The 17,135-nt window shown below is 45.9% G+C and carries 13 protein-coding genes; 1 reads left to right on the top strand and 12 read right to left on the bottom strand.

Features of this window, described 5'->3' with window-relative positions:
• Nucleotides 1-111: 111 nt before the first annotated feature.
• The 10 genes from MKY01_RS13465 to MKY01_RS13420 all read right to left on the bottom strand — a co-directional run bounded on the left by MKY01_RS13465 (nt 112) and on the right by MKY01_RS13420 (nt 13,538).
• Nucleotides 112-1,947: a UbiD family decarboxylase gene (locus MKY01_RS13465; RefSeq protein WP_339286601.1), complete on the bottom strand. Its 1,836-nt coding sequence runs from the start codon at nt 1,945-1,947 to the stop codon at nt 112-114.
• Nucleotides 1,948-2,159: 212 nt separating this feature from the next.
• Entirely contained in the window at nt 2,160-3,497 is a 1,338-nt protein-coding gene (locus tag MKY01_RS13460; protein ID WP_339286599.1) for a HAMP domain-containing sensor histidine kinase, read from the bottom strand.
• Between the two features lie 2 nt (nt 3,498-3,499).
• Complete coding sequence (locus MKY01_RS13455) at nt 3,500-4,168, bottom strand: response regulator transcription factor (RefSeq protein WP_339286597.1); 669 nt, start codon at nt 4,166-4,168, stop codon at nt 3,500-3,502.
• Nucleotides 4,169-4,197: 29 nt separating this feature from the next.
• Complete coding sequence (locus MKY01_RS13450) at nt 4,198-6,162, bottom strand: ATP-binding cassette domain-containing protein (protein ID WP_339286594.1); 1,965 nt, start codon at nt 6,160-6,162, stop codon at nt 4,198-4,200.
• Between the two features lie 196 nt (nt 6,163-6,358).
• Nucleotides 6,359-8,293 (bottom strand): S-layer homology domain-containing protein, encoded by a 1,935-nt coding sequence (locus MKY01_RS13445; RefSeq protein ID WP_339286592.1) that lies wholly within the window; start codon nt 8,291-8,293, stop codon nt 6,359-6,361.
• A gap of 78 nt (nt 8,294-8,371) precedes the next feature.
• Nucleotides 8,372-9,763, bottom strand: coding sequence for a dockerin type I domain-containing protein (locus MKY01_RS13440; RefSeq protein WP_282321643.1), 1,392 nt, complete (start codon nt 9,761-9,763; stop codon nt 8,372-8,374).
• Between the two features lie 193 nt (nt 9,764-9,956).
• Nucleotides 9,957-11,249 carry an amidohydrolase gene (locus MKY01_RS13435; RefSeq protein WP_282321645.1) on the bottom strand — a complete coding sequence of 431 codons (1,293 nt, stop codon included), beginning with the start codon at nt 11,247-11,249 and terminating at the stop codon, nt 9,957-9,959.
• Between the two features lie 132 nt (nt 11,250-11,381).
• Nucleotides 11,382-11,675 carry a hypothetical protein gene (locus MKY01_RS13430; RefSeq protein WP_036608638.1) on the bottom strand — a complete coding sequence of 98 codons (294 nt, stop codon included), beginning with the start codon at nt 11,673-11,675 and terminating at the stop codon, nt 11,382-11,384.
• A gap of 74 nt (nt 11,676-11,749) precedes the next feature.
• On the bottom strand, nt 11,750-12,847 hold the full coding sequence (locus MKY01_RS13425) for a saccharopine dehydrogenase NADP-binding domain-containing protein (RefSeq protein WP_282321647.1): 1,098 nt from the start codon (nt 12,845-12,847) through the stop codon (nt 11,750-11,752).
• Complete coding sequence (locus MKY01_RS13420; protein WP_036608640.1) at nt 12,831-13,538, bottom strand: class I SAM-dependent methyltransferase; 708 nt, start codon at nt 13,536-13,538, stop codon at nt 12,831-12,833. Before MKY01_RS13420 ends, MKY01_RS13425 begins: the two co-directional genes overlap by 17 nt.
• Nucleotides 13,539-13,667: 129 nt before the next feature.
• Between MKY01_RS13420 and MKY01_RS13415 the strand changes: the two genes are divergently transcribed.
• Complete coding sequence (locus tag MKY01_RS13415) at nt 13,668-14,774, top strand: LuxR family transcriptional regulator (RefSeq protein ID WP_282321648.1); 1,107 nt, start codon at nt 13,668-13,670, stop codon at nt 14,772-14,774.
• A gap of 238 nt (nt 14,775-15,012) precedes the next feature.
• On the opposite strand, the gene MKY01_RS13410 is transcribed toward MKY01_RS13415, so the two are convergent.
• Together MKY01_RS13410 and MKY01_RS13405 are read right to left on the bottom strand one after the other, a co-directional pair.
• Complete coding sequence (locus MKY01_RS13410; protein WP_017688818.1) at nt 15,013-16,026, bottom strand: iron ABC transporter permease; 1,014 nt, start codon at nt 16,024-16,026, stop codon at nt 15,013-15,015.
• Entirely contained in the window at nt 16,023-17,048 is a 1,026-nt protein-coding gene (locus MKY01_RS13405; RefSeq protein ID WP_051447083.1) for an iron ABC transporter permease, read from the bottom strand. Before MKY01_RS13405 ends, MKY01_RS13410 begins: the two co-directional genes overlap by 4 nt.
• Nucleotides 17,049-17,135: the final 87 nt, after the last annotated feature.

Raw genomic sequence — 17,135 nt, 5'->3', positions numbered from 1 at the left:
CCAAATTAGTCCCGGTTTTAAACTTTTACACACTTTTGTGCCTCATTGCCGTATCAGAGTAAGCCAAAGAAGTTCAAACGCTCCGTTTGAACTTCTCCAAGACATCTCCAATTAGATTTTGATCGAACCCAGGCTAGCCCCTTTAACAAAAAATCGTTCAATGCTCTTCTCGACCGAAGCATCGGGAATCAGCGGCGGTGCCTGATGGGGTTTGGTACGTGCATCAATAATCACCTGATCACAGCCCCAATGCTTGTGGTCATATCCGCTATTAACCCCGTACATGTCATGTGAAGGGTTGCTGCGAGTAAAGGTTGCCCATAAGAAGTTGCTGAGGTTAGCACTCAGGAACGAACTGTCGTCACATAGAATGATCATCGGACACGAGTCCAGACCTCCCTGTTCTTTCAATAGAGAAGTGAATGCTTGCATCTCCTGTGCTGTATCCGCATAACTCGTAAAGGACGATGTCTGGATCGAAACGATACCCGGCATGATGAGCTGTGGATTCTCATAACCACGAATGTTTTTCAAAGACTCTGGCACTTCCGTGCACAACTCTCGAACCTTGTCGCCATAGGCTGCAAAAACAACTTTGCTTCCGCTGTTCAGTCCTGTACCCGAATAATCGAGTGTATCAATCGTTGTATGGGTATGGAAATGAATATCCCGCTGAATATCCATACGCTCCAAGATATAGGTCAGGAATTCAACTTCCTTGTGGGTATCCAGAGGTTGCTGATCCTCAGCAGTAATAAACAGGTACTTCGCAAGACTAAGCTGACCCGTACCCAAAATACGATTGGCAATCGTAAGCAACTCTGTCGGCTGCTTCACCGCCTGATACGGCGTGTAACGTTCACTGCCGATGGCAAACAGCAATGGATGGACCCCTGCCGCATCGACCGCATGCACTTCTTTGACACCTGGAATCTCCTGTTTGATCGCGTCTCCAGTAATCTCATGAATCAAATCACCAAACGCCGTATCCTCTTGCGGTGGACGACCAACAACTGTAAACGGCCAGATGGCATTAGGTTTGGCATAGACTTTATGCACACGCATTAGCGGGAATTCATGTGTCAGACTGTAATAACCCAGATGATCACCGAACGGCCCTTCGGGTTTTGTCTCACCTGGGTAGATATCACCCGTGATGACAAAATCAGCATCATTACTGATGCAATATCCGTCCTTGTAACTGTACCGGAAGCGACGTCCAGCGAGCAAACCGGCAAATGTCATCTCACTAAGTCCTTCAGGCAAAGGCATAACTGCTGAAAGTGTATGTGCAGGTGGACCCCCAATGAAAATACTAACTTTCAGTGGTTCTCCCTTTTTGACAGCTTTGGCTTGATGTATACCAATTCCGCGATGAATCTGATAATGTAATCCAATTTCCTTGTTCATTTCAAAATCATTGCCATCCAGTTGAACCCGGTACATCCCCAGATTGGAATTCATGATGCCTGGCTTATCTGGATCTTCGGAATACACCTGCGGTAGAGTCACAAATGCCCCACCGTCCATAGGCCAGTGCTTGATGAGAGGCAAGTCCGAGATTTGAATCTCTTGCGCGGACACGGGTAGACTAATAGACTTCTGTTTTGGCAGCGCCTGCCACGCAGCAAGACCTGTTTGGACATGCTGAAATGGTGTCTTAAGCGCCTTCATGGGATCGTCACGAACTGCCATGACCCGTTGTACGCCTTCCAGCGTACCGCGGAACATGAACTTGCTTCGTTCCACCGTGCCGAACAGATTGGATACGGCCTGGAACTTTGAACCTTTTACATTTTCAAATAACAACGCCGGGCCTTTAGCCTCGTGCACTTTCATGTGGATCGCTGCCATCTCAAGATGAGGATCAACCTCTTCTTTGACCCGAATCAAATGACCATGCTGTTCCAGATCGTTAATACAATCTTCCATATTGCGATATTTCATTGGATGGCTCCATTCTGTGTATGATAAATTAATTAAGTTCATAGATTCACATAACGTCTCTTCTATTTTATCAAATGATCCACTGCTAAACAAAACTATATGTGAAATTTTGTCGCGAATACAGATATCAAAAAAGCAATCTGGCAGCAATCTGAATCCTGAACGCACAGGGACCGATTGTTTCCATATTGCTCTCTCTGTTCTGGCTTGCCTTAAGATGTAGGTGTAATGGTCGATCTGGGGATCGTGACAATAAACTGTGTACCTTTTCCTACTTCGCTCTCTACATCAATTGTACATTGATGCAATTTCAGTATTTTAATCACAATGGACAAACCCAATCCATTCCCTCGAAGCGAGCTGCTTCGCGCTTTGTCCACCATGTAGAATCGATCAAAGATATACGGGAGTGCTTCCTCAGGTATTCCTTGTCCAGAATCTCTAATCAATACCTTCACAAATGAAGATGACGTCTCAATTTCGACATGAATGGCACATTGTGGACCGGTGTATTTGATCGCATTGTTTATTAAATTTTGCCAGACCTGATCAAACAAATCTTTGTCCACTGTGATCTCGCAGGGCAACAAGTCCAGTTCGATCTGTATGTCCTTCTGAGCCCACTGCGGCTCTGCCAGTAAAATCGCCCTTCTTAATTGTTCATCTACCTGGAACGTGGTGAAATGAACCGGATGATGCTCTGAATCCAGCGAGGCTAGCCGAAGCAGATTATCACTGAGCCTCGATAAGCGCAGCGTTTCTTCATATATAATATCCAAATGCTCTTTCTGCTCTTCTAATGGAATAACACCATCTTGTAGTGCTCTGGTGAATCCTCTAATTGATGTGAGCGGAGATTGCATTTCATGAGAGACGTTGCTGACAAAGTCATCACGAACCGAATCAATTTTCTGCAACTCACTGGCCATATGATTAAAGCTCTCCATCAGTTCGCCAAACTCATCCTGATTATTATGTTTCAAGCGGACCGACAGGTCACCTGATGACATCTCCTTCGCTGCAACCGTTAATCTCTTAATCGGTTTCACAATGTACCCGGACATGAACAGGATTAATAAGCTGCCAATGACCAGAACCGTTAACAGTGAGGTTAAGAGTGTGTTTCGCAGTGTATGAAAAAGAGAGGAGAAATCACTTTGAATCAGAAATGTGCCGATCCCCTCGTTTGTTCCGGGAACACCTATGGTCGCGATTCCATCTTTACTGGACAGAAAAATGGCATCCGTTGTACCCGCCTCGAATAACGAATGCACTTTGTCCTCTGGCAAGGAAGATAACACTTCACTTTGTTCATTCACGGGAGTGATATTTAAGCCGTAGCGAGCAAAAATATCCAAGCTTGATTTCACTTTTTCTGGATCATCAATCAGGTTAATCAGTGTAGCGAGATCTTGAGCAAAAGTAACCATAAAACGATTCGGTGTCTTTTCCTGGGACCCGTTATTTATCATAAAGGAGAGAATTAAACTCACCAGAACAATCCCGATAAACGTAGCTACGATGCGAAGTCGCAGGCTTTTCCTAAACATTTTCATGCCCGCTCCAGCCGATAACCGAGTCCTCTTATCGTTGAGATCACTAACTCAGGAACATGTTCAAGACGTTCTCTTAACCGTTTGATATGTACATCAACTGTACGCTCATCTCCTTCGTAATCGATGCCCCATATGTCATCTATAAGCTGTGTGCGTGTGAATATTTTCCCTGGCGAACTCGCCAGAGAAAATAACAATTCACATTCCTTCTTTTTCAATTCGATAGATTGTCCATCCGCGATGACCATCAGGTTGCCCAAATCAATCGTAACACCGCTGATCTGAATCATGTTTGATGCACTTTTGTTATATCGTTTCAGTAACGATTTTACACGCAAGATTAACTCCACAGGATCAAATGGTTTAACCAGGTAATCGTCTGATCCTGCATTAAATCCTCTGACTTTGTCCTTGGATTCTCCCTTGGCAGTCACCATCAGGATGGGAATATCCAGATAAGACCGAATATCTTCCGTCAGTTCAATGCCGTCTATTCGCGGCATCATCACATCCACAATCGCCAGATCAACTTTCGTATGCGAGAGGATATCTAACGCTTCTTGACCGTCTGGTGCTTCCAGCACGGAAAATTGATTCTTTTCAAGATAGATTCGGATCAATTTGCGGATATGGGAATCATCGTCCACCACCAGAATTGTGTTCATGTAGCCATTATCCTTTCCAAAATTGATATTTATTCGTATCGTAAGGATTCCATCGGGTCCAGCTTCGCTGCTTTTGATGATGGCATCAAACCGGCAACGATACTAATCGTTGTACTTACCACGATCCCAAACAAGATATAATATCCCGAGAGATTAATGAGTTTAGCTCCAAACGCATTGTCCAAAAGAATGTTTAATACATAACTAATGATCACTGCAAAGATTACCGCAATAATACCACTAAATACGCCTAATAAGGCAGATTCGGAGAAGAATATTCGCTTGATATCTTTCTTTCTTGCTCCAATCGCCCGAAGAATTCCGATCTCCTTTGTCCGTTCCACGACACTGATATAGAGTACTACCAGTATCATAATACCGGATACGATCAACGAAATACCTGCAATACCCGCAAGTACAATGGAAGCCATACTTACATATGTGGTGATATTCTCCATGACCTTGGCCATTTGGGAGCCTGCGAAACCAGCGTCTACAGCAGCTTCATTGATATCATTTACATATTTCATATCGGTTGCATAGGCGTTAACTTGAATTGGCCCAATCGTTATTCCTTCGTCCGCATACATTTGCTCCAGCGTCTCTGATGAAATGTACCCCGGGGATTGTTGCATTGGAGATTGCGGATCTGCCGCTTCGTAGATCCCTGAGATTGTTACTTCTTTCTCCAAAGTCACTGGTTTATTATTACTATCCATCTCATTGATATATAAAAACACGGACTTGCCGATCATGGTTTCAGCTTGATCATCTCCGCTTAATTGTTTCGCTGTATCGAGAGGTAACAGCATCTGATTTTCTACCGGCAGAACACCAGTTGTCATCAGTGCTGGATCAAAAGCATCCGTTAACGTTGTTAACTGTGTGAGTCCTACACTTTGTTTTTCATTCACCATAGTCGATTGGCCTGTAATGGTCGTAATTGTCTCTACATGATCCACATTAGGAAAATTGCGAATCGTCTCAACATCAGCTTCGGTGAACGGTTCACCTGGTGCCATCAAGGCCTCGGGACCTTGCATATCCTTGGCTTCTTCACTCGGCTTTGTTATATCCACAAGCAAAGGGTCCATACTTGAATTGATTTCGTCATTCATATACGTCGTTATACCATTCCCCAAGGAGAGCATCAGCAGTACACTTAATATACCTATAGATCCACCCAAAGCGACCAGTACATTACGCTTGCCGTTGAGTTTCATATTTTTAAGTGCCATCTTGAATGAAGCAAGCAAGCTCAGGCTTCGGGAAGAATCCTGACCACTCTCGTAAACAGCCGTAGAAGGATCTTTCAGGTGAATATCGTCACTAATACGCCCCTCTTCAACCTTCACAATCCGTGTACCGGAGTCAGCGACTTTCTGCGAGTGAGTTACGGCAATCACCAGCATTCCCTTTTTGGCTATACTGTCGAGCAAAGCGAGGATTTGATCTCCGTTTTCCCTATCCAGAGCACCCGTCGGTTCATCTGCAAGAATAATATCCGGATTGTTGGATAACGCCCGTGCGATGGAAACGCGTTGCTTCTGACCGCCAGATAACTGGTTGGGACGTTTGTTCAGATGATCCTTCAGTCCCACCTCTGTCAATATATCAACAGCACGTTGGTTGCGATCCTTCTCATTGGTATCCGTCATTTGCATCGCAATCGTTACATTTTCGAGGACAGACAGATGCGGGATCAGATTGAAATTTTGAAAGACAAAGCCGATATTATTCTTCCGATAATCATCCATTTCCTTCTCTGTCATGGCACTTAAGTTCTTGCCACGAACAACGACGTCCCCTTCATAATCGGAGTCCATGCCACCAATGATATTCATCAGTGTCGACTTACCACAGCCAGATTCGCCGAGGATGGAGACAAATTCCCCTGTCTCAAAACTTAAGTTCAAACCGTGGAGTACCGGAACTCTTTCTTTTCCATATAAGGTGTATGATTTCTTCACATTTTTAACCTCTAGTATTTTCATATGGATCTCTTCCTCTCCTGATCATGCACGATATCTATCTATTTGATGTTTATATCGTAACAAATCAGTATGAACTGATAATGAACTGGACCATTGCACCTATAAGAGGTTGTTCAAAAGAACTATATGCAAAAAAACACCTACAGCTTGCTTGAAACAAATCATTTCAAGTAAGTGTAGGTGTCCAGAAATTTGATTAGATTAATCCCGCTTTTGCCAGCAGCCTTTTCACAATCGCTGCCGACTGCGCACGACTAATGTCTGCATCGGACATCAGTTTGCCATCAGCACCTTGTACCAGCTCTTGTTTAATCGCGGATGCAACTGGCTCTGCTGCCCAAGCCTGTACTTTAGCGCTATCGCTATATGTGCTAAGCAGACTTGTTGTCTCTGACGCGTCGGCCTGTGCCAGACCGACCAGTTTCATCGCACGTGACACAATAGTCAGCGCTTCAGCACGAGAAATTTCGCTATTCGGACGGAAGCTGTCGTCAGCATAACCTGAGATTAGGCCGTAGGACACAGCCGTCTGAACCTCATCCTCATACCAGCTACCAGTCTTCACATCTGTGAACGACGCCGCTTCTGTACTGCGCGGGGAGTGCAGCCCCAAACCTCTTAACAGAACAGCCGTAAACTCTGCCCGTGTAATACTCCGGTCTGGCGCAAACACGTTCTCACCGGTACCTTGTACGATCAGACGAGATGCCAGATCCTGTACGTCATCCCGACTCCAGTGACTTGATACATCGCTGAAAGTTGCCGGATGAAAGATCAGAGCGTAAGTGCTGTTCGTCAAGCTGTTAATAATAGCAGAATCTTGCACGTTACCTTTGATAACCTTTGTCGGTACATGCAGAAGGCTGCCATCTGGCTGAAGCACAACTCCTGTCGTGATCTTTGAACCATCGACACCTTCTGGCAAAGTAATGGAGCGCTCTACATAAGAGTTGAAACGATCTACATTAACTTGCTGTCCATTCCAGATCGCTTTTACTTCAAAATCAATCGGAGCTGCGATCACCGTTGTGTTCTCCAGCTTACCCGCTGCAGCCTGAATTGCTGTTTGTTTAGATGTGGCACTAGGCACAATAGCGATTTGGATTGTGATATCTTCCAATGGAACCGTGCTTCCGAATTGGTTCAGAATCTGATCCACCTGAATCTGGTTAGCTGGAAGTGTGTACGTACCGCTATCAGTCTGAATGACAACTTCGGCATTACTTCCTTCCATTGTTTTGACCAACTTGCCGTTCAGTTCACCAACGACTGCACCCTTGCCAGTACCTGTAATAGGCAGCAGAAGCGTTTTTAGTCCACTTCCAATCTGATTGATGACTTTGTCATTATCCACATGAACCGTGGTGGTAACCTGATTGTTTACCGTTGATGTGCTAGCCGTAGCAGACTGTTCCTGTTTCTGACCGTTCACATAGATGTCTACGCCTTTGGTTACCGCCGGAGTCGATGGAACTGGGGTAACGACTGGTGAAGTTGGTGATACACTTCCTCCTCCTGAAGAGGAACCTGGAGAACCCGAATTACCACCGCCTGAGTTTGCTGCTGTAATTGTGATCGTTCCACCGGATAATACCGTGTAATTTTCATAATCTACGTTTGTGAAACTCCAGTTCTCTGCATCTTCCCGATTAACCGTGAGTTTTTTCGTTCCCGGAGCCGCATTACTTTTGGCTTTGACCTCAATATCAAACAGTTGCTGTTCCACAGGTACTGGATGTTCACCTGCAGTCAAATCAGCCCAGATGATCCGTACCCAGCCAGCTTCATCATCAATCTTATAATGAAAATTTGATTCATTGTTTTCTACTATGGATGGATAATTGCCGCCGACATATTTAGGAGTGATACGCACGATCTCCAATACAGATGAGTCATAATCAATCTGCATATTATACGCGGTAACTGCGCTGTAATCGGGTTGTTTTAACGTTACTGGAACATGAACACTTTGACCAGCTTGTACACTGACATCCGCAAACTTCACTTGAGATGGGTCCATAGGTTCTGCCTCAGCTACACACGGCAATACGAGTGACGAGAGTAATGTCAGTGCGATCAGACCTGACATTGTTTTTCTGATTCTTGGACGTTTCTTTTTCGGTTGAAACATTTGATAACCTCCGCGTCTATATTCATTGGTAGATTGTTCGGGTTGTGCAAGGTTGTTATTGCTTATTCAAGACTTTAATTAAGGAGGAGGTGGAGGCCCTTCTTTGGTAGTAAACGTCCATGGAACTCCTTCTTGTTCCACCACTGTCCCTGGCATAGAGGCATTATCCGCAGTTGCCATGAAAGCACCATTGATGATTTCAATTGAATAATCTGAACTGTACTTCAAAGTTGGATTGCTTATTGTTACCGTATTTCCATCTATCGCATAACCACTTCCCATCATAATCATGTAGGAAGCTTCTTCTTGGTTGGTTGTCAGATTTTTAATGACAATTCTGGCGTAACCGTTCGTATTTGCTTTAATGGGTTGGTTATACGTAACAATCAAGGGCGCATTCACGTCAACTCCTGTAGAAAGATTCGATGGTGATAAGCTTTGGATAAATCCTTGCTTTGTCACTACTGCTTCTTTACTACCAATCATCACTGTTCTTCCTTGGGGTTGCTCATCCGAAATAGATCGAGGTGTGACTTCAAGGAAAATATATTTACCCACATCACTCGCAGTAATAGTGTACTCAGAACTTGTCGCTTCCGCGATCTCTGTCTTATTTGCTCCTGTTGCATCCGAACCCTGGTACCATTGATACAGCGTCGTATTAGGGTAATCACCATCTGCGTCAAAGTATTCGACTGTACTGGTTATCTTGACTCCGGTCTTCATCTCACCGATTAGTTGAGCATTCAATGCATAAGGTGTATCGTCCACTTGCTTAAAAGTCAATACATAACGGTTATCCTTGGCACCAAGCTTTGCACCAGCATAACCTTTCAGCAAAGCCTGAGGATCAGACCAAAAAACTCCACCGTCTCGATCGACATCCATCCGATTCATCTCAACAGCAGAATAGGAGCGACGGTTCAATTCGTTACGAAGATGTTTCAATAGCGCTGCTGCATCCGCAGAATTCACTTTGCCATCATTATTCACATCGCCTTGTTTACTAATATAAAGTTCGAAGTTATCCTTAACAGGTTCTCCAGATAAAGTATAATTGGCTTTCAATTCAATATTGATTTTGCCCCTTGTATAGGGAATAACCACCAATTTATTTTCATTGTTTACATATACGCGAGCCACAGTATTATCATTTGAACTGGCGTCGACCGAATCGTATGCGTTGAGTGGAAAATGGGTATTTAAATCAATGATAACGGTCTGATCCAGTACCTCAATTGGCGTATACGACACCAGAGAATGCTGATTTGAATCTTGCGATGAACGACTCAACCAATGAATATACTCGCTAAGCACAGGTTGCGAAATCTTAATCTCCTGACCAATCTCTCCTGCGTTAGCCTGCGGGAGCGTTCCACCTATAGGCAATGCAATGCCCAATCCGAGCGCAGTCAACATGCTTTTTTTCAATATCGGCTTAAGCCGTTTTTTGTTTTGTTTCCCCTTCAATTCATGTTCCTCCTCGTGTACATTTCAAATTTAAACAACTACATGCTCAGTATAACGAGTCATTCTGAACCGATTCTGAACAGGACTATGGAACTATTTCCAGTTGTAATTCGACAAAAAACGCTATGGAGTAAGTCTTCCATAGCGTTTTGATTACAAATCATTTTCCAGTTCGGATCATATTCACCTAAAATTAAATTCCCTCAACAATCCTTTTGGCTCTAACCTTCACCTCACGGTAAAGTTCATCCTCATCAATCGTGAGCAGCTTTCTGCCTCTCATGAGGATCTGACCATTCACAATCGTGGTGTCCACGTCCGCCCCATTTACGCTGTAAGCCAGTAACGATTCTACCTCATGTACCGGTTGAAGATGTGGTTTCGCCAGATCGATCAGGATCAGATCAGCTTTGTGCCCCACCTCAAGCATACCCACTTCATCCTGTAGACCAAGCAGACTAGCACTTCCGCGTGTAGCCATGCTTAGTACGTCCTTGGCTGGCAAGCGGGTTGGGTCGCCATAATCCAGCTTTTGCAGCCAGGTCGCGGCTTTGATCTCCTCGAACATATCCACGGTTGTGGCACTTCCCGCTCCATCCGTTCCGATTCCAACGTTAATTCCCTGAGCCAACATCTCGGTAATTGGAGCAATTCCACAGCCCAGCTTCAGATTGCTGACTGGATTGTGTGCTACACCGCCGCGCATGCCCTTCAATCTGCCGATGTCCCTGCGATTGAGGTGCACACCATGTGCAAGCAACACATGTGCCTGTTCGAACATCCCCGCCTCTTCCAGATACTCTGTCGGTGTCATGCCATAGTGCTCACGAATCTTCACGACTTCTTCCTTCGTCTCAGCCAGATGAATATGTAGCGGGATATCCTCTGTGACAGCCATGGCAATGACTTCACGAAGCGGCTCCATGGGACAAGTGTAGGGTGAGTGGGGCCCATACATGGTTGTTATCCGTCCCTCGGCCGCTCCAGACCAGCGTTGCACAAGATCAATCGCTTCCTGCAACCTGCGTCCCCCATCCTCCTCCATGAATACCATCCCACGTGTAAGCGATGCCCGCATACCCGTTTGTTTAACCGCTTCTGCAATTTCGTTCATATGGATATACATATCCGCAAAAGCAGTGGTACCCGTACGGATCATCTCGGCGATGGATAACTTGGCACCCCAATAGATGTCTTCCGGGTTCATCCGTGCTTCGGCAGGCAACATTTTGCGTTCGAGCCAGTCCATCAGCTTCAGATCATCCGAGAATCCCCGGAGCAGACTCATCGGTGTATGTTGGTGGGCATTAATCAGTCCTGGCATGGCAACCTTATTGCGTCCATCGATAATCTCATCTTGGGGGTGAGGCACAATGTGTTCAGCAATATGCGTAATGCGATCACCCTCAACACGAATATCCCCCGTAAAGGGGGCATCGGCATCTTTCATCGTTAGGATCGTAGCTTGCTGAATCAGTATACTCATTACATTCACGGCTCCTCTGAATTGGTTGTGGTTCCTTCCATATCCGAGGGTAAGCCTTCACGTAACGGCAAGGTCAAGGTCAAGGTCAAGGTCAAGGTCAAGGTCAAGGTCAAGGTCAAGGTCAAGGTCAAGTCATTTTAATTTTTGGATCGTCATCTTTCTGAAATGTTGTATAAACGGTTTGGGGTCGATTTCGACCATATATGGATATACTCCTGTGCTTGTGTGCAAATAGAAAAATCCACCTTCATCACCCATACGGCGAAATGACATATCAAACACTTCCGTGATGTTGAACTCGCGGTATTTGGTCACGATTTTATCTGAATACAGAATCATGGAGCGGGCATTCATCTCAATCTCTTGGGCGAGACCCGTCACTTCTCTCTGTACTTTGTAATAAGGTAATACAGCAACGCAGTTCATGATCTCCCTCCATTCATGCCATGATTATTGTTCCATCATAGCAGATCGGAGGTTCTCAGCAAAAGAACATGAAACTAGGTGATCTTGGTCGTCACCTTTAGTGGCGTATGAAGTGCATCCTGAATGTCTTGCAGAGAGAGACACTGTTCAATATGAAACACACCATGTGGCAACTCTGTTTTATACACACGTTCTGCCACGGCTGCAGTTACCGCTGCTGTTGCATCTGCTTCCTTTGCACCGACCAGTAGTTGTTCGACGCGGATTTGCTCACCATTTTCCCATCCTACGGCATCGACCTTGACCGCATACATCGGTTCTCCCCCAGGAATAAGGCCAAATGCCTTAACCGTTCCATTCCGAATAGACGGGATACGCAACAACGAAAACAACCCTGCACGTTTGGAGATTGCCATGGATCTTGTGATCCAGCGGGAGTCCAGACAGAGTCTGGTAGATACGGTTGGAATACGTAACGTCCGAGCAACCACATGCTGATCCGAAAAGTTAAATCGATAGGCCTTCCGCTGCCCAAGTTTTGCTCCAAAATCAATACGTTTGCCATCTCCGAAACTTTGTACCTCAGCAGGTTTGCCCTTTTGCATCACTTGGTAAGTGGCATTCATCTGATCAACGGTCCACTCCACGGCAGCTTTTCCGTGCTTCTCTCCAAGTCCCAGCATTACGGTAATGTCTGCTTCCTCCACCTGATCCATATGCATGGTCGCTTCGCGCACAAGCAAATTAGTCACTCCAGGTGATAATCCAACGCTGAGGATCGCGGTCGATTTGGAACGTTGCATTTTGGTGTGGAGCTGTTCAACCTGAGCGAGAAAATCATATTTTGCAGAAATATCAATATAGTCGGTTCCGGCTTGTGCGCAGGCTTCAACAAAACGGGTATCGCTCTGATCCACACACATGATGACCAGCTTCACAGGCCGTAACATGGATGGCTCCACAGGTTTTGTTACATCCAGTTGAAGCGGTAGCACAGCACCACCTGTAGACCTGCTGAACTCTTCCGCACGGTTCATGCGTGTACCCGCAGCCCATACTTTACCCGGGAACAATTTCCCCAGTTGAGTACATATCATCTGCCCCACTTGACCATAACCACCAACCACCCAGATCTGATCTTTAATAGGCTTCACGCTAGTTTCGAATTGCATAATACCCCTCCACCCAGAACGCCCCGAAGTAACGTGTAATATGTGAGAAACCGCATTCGGTCAGTAGCTGAGTCATCTCTTCAGAGGATATTGGATCGGATTCACGGCCCAGGGAAGCAGCAAAGCGCTCCCACTCTTCAGGAAGGACGCCCACACTCAACATGTGATCCTTCCAAGCTTGCATCATGATTGGATGTGCAGGTGAACGAAGATCGGCATTTACAGCCGCAATGATCAGTGGTGCACCCGGTTTAAGTCTAGCTGCGAGGCTGGTCAGAAACGTTCTCTTGGCCTCCATCCCCTGAAGGAAATGTAACATGAGCATGCTTGTCGCCCCATCATATACAATATCCTCTGGCAATTCTTCAACCGTGACAGGTTGCAGTTTCACTCTGGAACCGATGCCTGCTTCCGTGACTCGTTTCTCAGCAAGTTGTAGCATGGGCTGTGATGGATCTACTCCAGTCAATGTCCAACCGGCATGACGTGATCCGAGCAGAGCAATCTCTTTTCCCCCTCCCGCACCGGCAACAAGGATATGAATATCGTTGTTATTCGCGAAAGATGCTGAAAGCAGCCGTTCCATTAGATCATGCATATGAGAATAACCCGGAATTTTCAGGGCTATCGATTGTTCGTAACGATGAACATCTGCTGTTTCCCAGCTCATCGGTGATAGATTGTGATTCATGGACACCGCACTCCTCTTGAATTGAAGTTAGACTTGACTCGTTGTTCGTCTAATTTCATTATAGAAGGATACGGCGAGCCTACAATCCCAGAACATTGGGATATGCGCACAGAGAGAGGAGTAATCTTGTTGACATCACGTATTGATCGGAACCACAGACTTATCATTTCTCTTGAAAAAGGAACCTGGACCTCACATACCTATCGGGAAGCTGTTCTTAAGCAGATCCATACGGTTATACCTTACGATGCATACTGTTTCACTACCGTTGATCCTCTGACTCTTCTCTCCACAGGAGCCGTGACAGAAGATGGCATTGAGGCCATTCATGATCGGTTATTCATCAATGAATACATGGAAGAAGATATACATAAATACGCTGAATTAATTCGCAGCGGTGAGCATACAGCTACACTTCATACGTCCAACTTACAGCTTGAACAAAGCCCTCGATATATCAACATTCTTCAGCCAGCGGGGTTCAGTGATGAACTACGTGCTGTATTGGTTAGTGGAGACGCTTGCTGGGGATATCTGACCCTATATCGTAAGACAGAAAGTGCTGTCTTTACAGAGGAGGAGCGGTGGATGATTCAGTCCTGGACCGCTTCTATTGCATCGATGCTGCGGTCCACGAGCTTGACACTGATCGATGAGATCACGAGTGAAAGTCCCGAGGAACCCGGAATTTTGATCACCTCAGACACGTTCCAGCTCTTATCCCTGAACTCCTCCGCTCAATATTGGCTGTCCCAATTGCGCATGCTGGAACATGTAGGGCCTGATGTTCTGCCCCGTCCGGTACGTGCAGTGAGTTCCCACCTGCAGCGCAAGAATCGGGCAGAACTGGTCGTGGATACTCAGATCGCTCCCGAATCACCCTCCAAAGTTTGCATCCAACTTCCGGATGGGCGTTACCTCATACTTCATGCTAGTCTCATGCAACAGCTTACAGGGCCGGATCAGATTGCTATCCGTTTGGAGCAGGCGATGCCACAGGATTTACTGCCCTTGCTCGCTGAAAGCCATGGATTATCCAGTCGAGAGCGGGAACTGCTCGGATATGTGCTACGTAGCTATTCGTCCAAGGAAATTGCTACTGCGATGCATATTTCCGTCTACACGGTTCAGGATCATTTAAAATCCATTTTCGCCAAAACCAAGGTATCCTCACGTCGCGAGCTCGTCTGGTATTTCGTTTCCCGTTTTCAGCTGTCGGATGAACCTGCCATATAAATCTTGAATAATTCTCCAGTATCAAATTAACTATCAAATGAGAAAAAATAAAAAGATGCCAATACGATATCCTCGTAATGGCATCTTTTTCTATATGCTATTGATTAAGAAGCATAGCGGTAACACAGGGTAACTTCGATGTTTGAACTTTTGATATCGTGCATTCTGCTTTAAAATGCAGCGCACAGTCCTGCCAAGCCGTTTTCCACAAAAAATTCCGACTATATTATTGATTGTGTTATTTGGCTTTTGCTAGTAAATAAAGAAAATATGGAACACTAATAACTGTAATAACGATTCCTGTTGGCACATCTCCTACGAGGCTAACCGTGCGCGTAATCGTGTCAGCCAACACCACGACTAGTCCCCCAGCCAAGCTGGCAGCCGGAATGAGCAATTTGTGATCGGGACCGACCAGTTTTCTGGCCATATGCGGAGCGATCAATCCAACGAAAAAGAAGCTGCCTCCCACAGCTACACTGCCAGAGGATAAAGCAACAGCAGCGATTGACAACCCCAAGAACTGTCGCTTCACGGAAACACCAAGCCCCTGTGCTGTCTGATTGCCCAAATGGAGGGCATTCAGTATGCGAGCCTTGTAAAAAATATAGCCGAGTAAGATCAAGACCCATGGTGTCAGTATGGAAATATAACCCCAATCATCGCCCCATAGGCTTCCCGCCAGCCAATACAGCATGAAGTTCATCTGCGAATCATCCAGCTTGAGTGTCAAGAAGGTCGTCAGCGCCCCGTACCCGCTTCCTAACGCGACCCCGGTCAAGATCAAACCGATTGGCGAGATGTCTCGTCCGCGGCGATACGATAATAAGAAGATCAAACCCGCTGCCAATAGTCCGCCAACAAAAGCCAACAGAGGCAGAGCAATAAAGGAACTCTTGCCTGTGGATGCAATGAATACAACGAAGAACAGGACAAACAAACCCGATCCGGAACTAATTCCCAGTGTTCCCGGACTAGCCATGTCATTACGCAGCAAACTCTGCATCACGACCCCCGCCGCTCCCATTCCCAGACCTACCAAAATCGAAAGTACAATTCGTGGCAAACGAAAATCAAACACAATTAGATTTTGCTTATCGGTACCGTTTCCTATGAGAACGTTCAGCACTTCTAGCGGTGAAAGATTCATTTTGCCAGAATTCATGCTAATGATCGCAAACACAAGTATGAGCACCATAAGCACTACATTGATGATAATGCCTCGTTTCATCGTATAACGCCGCTTGATCATTCATATTCCCTCCTTTGTCTTCGAGCCAAGAAGAGAAAATACGGCACACCAATGATAGAAAATATAATGGCAATCGGCGTTTCGAACGGTTTATTGATCAAACGTCCAGCCAAATCGGCCGATACGGTCAGCAACGCACCATATAAAGCCGCTGCCGGAATAATGTATCGATAGTCGACACCTACCATATATCGCACAATATGCGGGGTGATCAGACCCACAAAACCAACAGGGCCAACGACAACAACAGCCAATCCAGTCAGCACAAGTACAATAATTGTCGACAAAATCTTGACCAGTCCGCTACGAATGCCGAGTCCACTTGCCACATCATCTCCCAAACTGAGCAATGTAACGGAAGGGGACAGCGCCAGTGCCAGCAGTATACCACCAACAAAGAGCGGTGAGATAATCAGCAATTCTCCCCATTTGACCCCCGCTGTGCTACCCGCCGTCCAGAATGTCAATGCTCGCCCCAAATCATAATTGATTGCCAAGTACTGACTGAGTGCGCCAAACAACATTGAAATAGACAGACCTGCCAGTACAAGCCGCTGAGGCGTCATTCCGCGATTGCCCAGTGACGCGGTAAAGTAAGTCATACCGGTGGCGATCGCTGCTCCCAGACAAGCGAACAACATCATCTGCCAATACGAATAACCCGGCAGAAAGGCCAGGCATAGTGCAATTGCAAATGCTGCGCCAGAGCTAATCCCCATCAGCCCGGAGTCGGCCAGCGGATTACGCGTTGTCCCCTGCATGATAGCGCCACATACCGCAAGGCTGCACCCAACGATCAGATCAGCTACGGTACGCGGGAGACGCATGGTTTGAATAATTTGATGTTCAGTGAGCATTGGATCAAATCGGAAAATAGCCTCCCATACCGTTGCTAACCTCATATCAGCAGCACCAAACATAATGGATGCCGCCGACATGAGAACCGTTAATCCAAGCCCTATTACCATGTACATGGTGAAGTTCATCGCCCCACGGCGTTTTTGTTCAGGCTTGCTTTTCATCTCGTTTCCCTTTCATCACCTATTTACAATCCAAACGAATATGGATAGTAACGTCCATAAATTCGACTGGTCATGTTTGAAAATTTG

It is taken from the genome of Paenibacillus sp. FSL R5-0486 (genome assembly GCF_037975155.1).
GTDB classification, from domain to species: domain Bacteria; phylum Bacillota; class Bacilli; order Paenibacillales; family Paenibacillaceae; genus Paenibacillus; species Paenibacillus amylolyticus.
The sequence above is the reverse complement of the archived record's forward strand: the minus strand, read 5'-3'. Positions and strand labels throughout refer to the sequence as shown.